3 protein-coding genes are annotated in these 5,702 nt (G+C 67.0%); 1 reads left to right on the forward strand and 2 read right to left on the reverse strand.

The window, feature by feature from the left end; genetic code table 11:
- Together AC1DKD_RS39470 and AC1DKD_RS39475 are read right to left on the reverse strand one after the other, a co-directional pair.
- Positions 1-3,656 (reverse strand): two-partner secretion domain-containing protein (locus tag AC1DKD_RS39470; RefSeq protein ID WP_477144584.1); only part of this gene is annotated, 3,656 nt, incomplete at its 3' end.
- Between the two features lie 54 nt (positions 3,657-3,710).
- A complete protein-coding gene (locus AC1DKD_RS39475; RefSeq protein WP_477144585.1) occupies positions 3,711-5,144 on the reverse strand; it encodes a ShlB/FhaC/HecB family hemolysin secretion/activation protein in 1,434 nt (477 codons plus the stop codon).
- Between the two features lie 252 nt (positions 5,145-5,396).
- On the opposite strand from AC1DKD_RS39475, the gene AC1DKD_RS39480 reads away from it, so the two are divergent.
- Entirely contained in the window at positions 5,397-5,603 is a 207-nt protein-coding gene (locus tag AC1DKD_RS39480; RefSeq protein ID WP_477144586.1) for an IS4 family transposase, read from the forward strand.
- Positions 5,604-5,702: the final 99 nt, after the last annotated feature.

The following is a 5,702-nucleotide window of genomic DNA, read 5'->3' on the forward strand; positions in this document are numbered from 1 at the left end:
GCCATCCCCCCGGCCTCGATGGACTGGCGGGTGCCGGACAGCAGCGTGCCGGCACTGTTGACGATGCGGTTGGCGGTCACGGCGATGCTGCCCGCCGAAGAGACGCTGCCGCCGGTGTTGTCCAGGGTGTTACCCACGCCGGCGCCGGTAATGCCGATGTGACGGTCGGCGGCGATGGTGCCGGCGGTGTTGTCGATGCGGTTGCCGGCCAGGGCCACGGTGCCGCCCTGCAAACCCAGCGGCGCTTGGGGATCGGCGCTTTGGGTGTCGCGATTGAGGATGGTGTCGGCGTTCACGCCCAGATCGTCGCCGGCCGCCATCAGGCCGTTGTGGTTGTCGGCGGTACCGGTCAGCGTCACGGTCAGTTTTTTGCTGGCCTGGACCTTGCCGCCCTGGTTCTGCAGCGCGCTGCCGTCCAGGCACACGCCAGCGTTGCCGCTGAACTGGCCACCGTTGCGGTTGTCGAGGGTACCGACTTGTGCGGCCAGATCTCCCTGGCTGTGGAGCACGCCGGCACGATTGTCCAGGTCGCCGCCGCTCAAGCCGAGGGCGCCGGCCGATTGCAGCAGGCCTGCGGTGTTGTCGAATGCGCCGCTGCGGATGTCGAGCCTGCCCGCCGTGCTGGCGAGGGTGCCGTGGGCGTTGTCCAGCGCCGCCTGGCGGGTGTCGATGCGCAAATTGGCGCCAAGGACGGTGCCGGCAGCGTTGCCGAGCCCGGTGCTGTCCAGCGCCAGGCCACCGGCGGCCTGAAGCGTGCCACCGGCGTTATCGGTACGGCCACGGGAGTCCACGGTCACCCCGCCTTTGGTGGAGGCGACGAGGCCGCCATCGCGGTTGTCCAGGCTGCCGGTGGTCAGGCCCAGGTCGCCATGGCTGACGAGCTTGCCGGCGCGGTTGTCCAGCCCTTCGCTGGCACTGACGGTCAGGGTGCCACGGGCGTTGAGGGTACCACCGCGATTGTCGAGGGAACCTGCCGTGACCTGGCCCGCGCCGCCGCTGACAATGACGCCGCCGTCGCGGTTGTCGAGCCGGCCGTCGACCCGGACGTCCAGTCCGGCTTCTCCGGCCGCTTGCAGCGTGCCCCCCTGGTTGTGCAGCGTTCCAGCCTGGATGGCGGTGTCCCCCGCCGCTGCCAGGGTGCCGCCCGTGTTATCCAGCGTTTCGGCCACGGCAAGGCGGGTATCGGCAGCGCCGGCTGCCTGGATATTGCCGTCGCGGTTGCCCAGGGATTTCGCATTCAGGTCGAGGGCGCCGTTACCGGCGATGGTGCCGCCATGATTGTCCAGCGCCCCGCGCACCTTCACGTCGAGTGCGTCGGTGCCGCTGGCGCTCAGGCTGCCCGCGGCGCTGGTCAGCTTGCCGGTGTCAATTTCGATCTTGCGGGCCAGGATGGTGCCGCCGAACAGGTCAGTGGTCTCGCCGGTAAGGGTGAGGGCGCCATTGCTGGCGAGCGTTCCGCCGGCACCGTTGAGTGTGCCGGCAGCGATATCCAGGCGACCGTTGCCGGCGTGTTGCACGGTACCGTCCGCGTTGCCGAACGTGCTGGCGCGGATGCTCAGGTCGCCATTGGTTGCAATCGTGCCTTGGCTGTTGTCGAGCGAGCCGGCCACGTGGAGCCGGTTGCCGTGCTCGCCACTGGCGACGATCTTGCCGCCGCGGTTGTCGAACGACTCGGCAGTGAGGTCGATCCGGGCCGCGCTCAGGCTGGCGTTGCGGTGGTCAGCGCTGCCGAGCTTGAAGGCCGCCGCGCCCGCCGTGGCGATCTGGCCGTCTTTGCCGTTGAGCGTGTCAACCTGCATCTTCAGGGCAGCATCGCCGGCGTGGTTGAGCTTGCCACTCTGGTTGATGAGCTGGCGGGACGACAGACTCAATTGCGACGCATTGCTCACCAGGGTGCCATCGCTGTTGTCGAGCGTATCGGCCACCTGCAGATGGGTGGCATCCGTGCCGCCGTGCAGGAAAGCCCCCGCGCGGTTGGAGAGGTTGTCGGCCGTGAAGGTCAGCGCGCCGCCCAGTTGCAGGCGGCCATCGTCGTTGCTCACCTGGCCAGCGCGGATGCTGGCGGCGTCCGAGACATGCAGTTCGCCGCTGCGGTTGGCCAGGTCTCCCCCGCTGACGCTGAGCTGGCGCACGCCCAGATGGCCGCCGTCGTTGTTCAGGCCGCCACTGGCGGCAAGGTCGATCGCGCCGCCGGCGAAGATGCGGCCGCCGTCGTTGTCGAGGGTCTTGGCAATATTGAGCGCACCGTCGGCCAGGCGGGCCGGAGGGTGCGGCGCGGGCGCGGTGCCAGCATCGACCTCCACAATGCCTCCGGTGCTTGTGCTGCCGCCTTCGCTACCGCTTCCCGGGACGCCTCCGTTACCCGAGCTGCCTGGGCCACCACCGCTGCTGGCTTCGACCAGGCCAATGCGCCCGCCATGGCGGTTGGAGGCGACCGTTACGCGCAAGGCCAGGTTCTGTACGCCGGTCTGCTCGATCGCGCCGTCACGATTGGCGAGCGATTGCGCATTGACCTCTACGCGCCGGCCGTTGAGGGTGCCGCCACGGTTGTCCACATCCTGCGGGGTGTTCACCACCAACTCGCGCCCGGCGCTGAGGGTGCCGGCATTGGCGACGCCGCCGCTTGCGTTCACCCGGGTATCGGTCCGCGCCTGCATGGCACCGCTATTCTCCAGGCGGCCATCGGCGGTCACGACCAGTTCGCCCGCCTGGGTGCCCAGGTTCCCGGCGTTGCGAACCCCGACGCCATGTTCCGTGCCCAATAAAACGATCTTCTGGCTATACATGCCGCCCAGGCTGCTCACGTCCACGGCGAAGGCCGGAGCCTTGCCGCCAGCGGCCTTGGCCGCCACCCGGGTGTGATCGGCGCTGACATCGTTGACGCCCGTCGTGACTTGCAGTTGGCTGGCCCAGATGCCGGCGTTGACCTCCATCGAGCGAGCGATCACGTCGGTGTAATCGGCACCGCTGGCGTCCAGGCCCTTGCCCTGGACCCGGAGGGCGCCGCCTTCGACACGATAGCCCTCCAGAGAGCCGCCGTTGACGACCGGCGTACCGGTGGTCAGGGTCAGCCGGTTGGCATTGATGAAGCCGCAGCCGTCGCAGGAAATCCCGGCCGGGTTGGCGATGACCAGTTGCGCCCGGCTACCGGCGATTTCGACGTAGCCGTTAAGCCGGCTGGGGTTGCTGGAATTGACTTCGTTGAGAATGACCTTGGCCGTCCCCTTGCCCAGCCATGGGTTGCCCTGCACCCAGCCGCCCAACTGCGTTTGTGTGTTCCCGCGGGAGTTGTTGAGGATCGCCCCCTGCTGGCCCACGTCAAATTGCTGGTAGGTGTTACGCGAAACACCGGCTGCACTTGGGGTCTGGATGTTGACCAAGGGAGTGCCATTCGGTGCTAGCAGCACGGTCGGACGCTGGTTGCCCGGCGCGCTGGGATCGGCCACCACCTGCGCAAGCGCCGTGCCGCCCAGGACGACGTGCCCCATGATGACCCACACGGCGAAATTCAATGGCCGCACCATCACGACGCAAGGTCTGCTGGCCGCTATGCCCCGCCCCCCGCCACCGCTGCTGTGGCCTCGGGCGATTTCGGCGACGACCTGGAGCATGCCGCGGGCACGGTTGAAAATGATGCGGTAGAGGTTCTTGTTCATGCGGCCATTCCCATTTATGCAGATACGAATGCGGGCGCACTCGCCCCAAGGAGATCAGTAAGACCAGCCCATGCTGAAGCCGGCGATGACAGAGTCGGTCCGGAACCCTTGGGGCTTGTACAGCGGCGTGCCTAAGAAGACGTCCCAGTAGCCGCCATGCATGCCGCCGCGCAAGCCGATGGCCGAACCCGCGAGGGTGCGGCCCGGTTGCCAGCGGGTGGCGGGACCGCCGACACGCCCCACATCGACGGCGACGTACACTTCCTGCCCGGCGCCCAGGGCCAGCCCCAGGTCGTTGCGCCATAGCCATCCGCGCTCGCCCATGAGCGTGAGTTCGCCGTCGAAGCCGCGCACGGTATAGCGCCCGCCGATGGCGAAACGGTCCTGCGGCACCAGCGGCGTGCGGTTCCATTGCGCCCGCCAGTTGGCGGTGTAGCGCAGGGATTGGTTGGCGATCCGGAATGGCACGGCGAACTGGGCGTCGGCGGTGATGACCTGCATGCGCGAGGTGCCTTCACCGAAGTCTTCCTCCGGCGCCGCCATCGCCCCGAAGGCGCCAGTGCCGCGCCGGTAGGCAAGCGTGGCATCGAGGGTGGACGTGCCCAGGTACTCCCGATGCGTCAGCCCCAGCTCCCAGCCGCCGGTGCGGCGGCGCTGCACTTCGATCTCGGTGTCGTCGATGTAGTTGCCGGATTGGCGCAGCCAGCCGCGGACGTAGGCGCCGGTCTTGCGCGTCGCATCGCGATACAACAGGCGCGACAAGCGGACTTCGGCGTTTTCGCTGGTGCCGCGGTAGACATAGTTCTGCGAGTAGCCGGCCACGGTCTGGCGGTATTTGTAGCCACCGGCGGTGGCGCCCAGCTGCCAGTAGCCAAGCGGGACGCTGTAATGGATGGTGTAGCCCTGTTCGATATCGCGCAGGTTGAGCAGATCGCCACGGCGGATCGGTACGGCGTTCCAGGCGGTGGCACGCGAGGAGGTATCCGCGGCGAAGCGGACCGCCCGTACCCGCCCCGGGACCACCGAGAGCGTCAGGACGCCGCTGCTCAGGTCCTGCGGGGCCGCCAGCACACGCGTGGTCACAAAGCCACGCGCGACGATGGCATTCTGGATGCGCTTCATCACCACGTTGATGCCTGCGGTGCCCAGGCAACGGCCGGTAGCGGGATCGGTGGCAGGGTCAGCCGCCTTCAGCGCCCACAGGAATTTGCCGGCATCCTCGCCAGTCAGCTGGATCTCGTGGATCGTGAAGCAGGGACTTTCTTCCCTCGGCAACTGATCGGGCGCCGCCAGGGCCGGCATCTGCATGCGCACATCCGGCGTGGTTTCCTGCTGCTCGCGCAAGACGCGTTCGCGCTCCTGCTGGCGCAGTAATTCCTGCGCCGGGCTTCCGGGTGCCTGCCCCTGCGAGGCGATCGGAAACACCAGCAGGCCGCAAGCCAGGCACCACGAGCGCATTACCGATGACCAGTACCTCCGTTGCTCCATGTTTGTTCTTCCCTGTATTGGCCCATGCCCCCTGCTGGCGGGCATCCAGTACCGCCTATGGCAGGCCAGAGAAGTTGCACTTGTCCGCTCACGCGACTGAGAGTGACTTGCAACCAAACCTAGAGTGTTCGCGCTGCGAAGTGCGGCGTGCTTAGGAAATTTCTTGAAATTGGGGAGATTCTTCCCAACCTTGCGCGGTTCTTTCGCACGGCTGCAGACCGCGCCTGCGGCTCCGCGTCAGCACCGCATGGGGTGATTCCGTGTCACAGGATCTGCTGGCCTGGCGAACCCCATCATGTCCTGGGGTCGAAGCGCTGCAGCTATCGCACATGCGCTTCCCTGGGTGGGTTTCCTGGGCGCAAGAGCGATGGTGAACCTGGCGCCAAGACAATCTGGATCGGCATGCAGCGAACCATGGACGGCGCACCCGCTATTCAGGCACTGCGGGAAGAACCATGACTTCCGCATAAGGGAATGGACATAAGGTCACTTGCCGAAACTGAGATACTGCAACTGGAAGGAGCCATGAACCTAGACGGCGACGCCATGTCCACCAAC

Source organism: Cupriavidus sp. 05T313 (genome assembly GCF_056396665.1).

What these genes read in the sequence shown, in the direction of transcription:
- AC1DKD_RS39475 (WP_477144585.1), bottom strand. Translation starts at nt 5,144, where the DNA reads ATGGAGCAACGGAGGTACTGGTCATCGGTAATGCGCTCGTGGTGCCTG.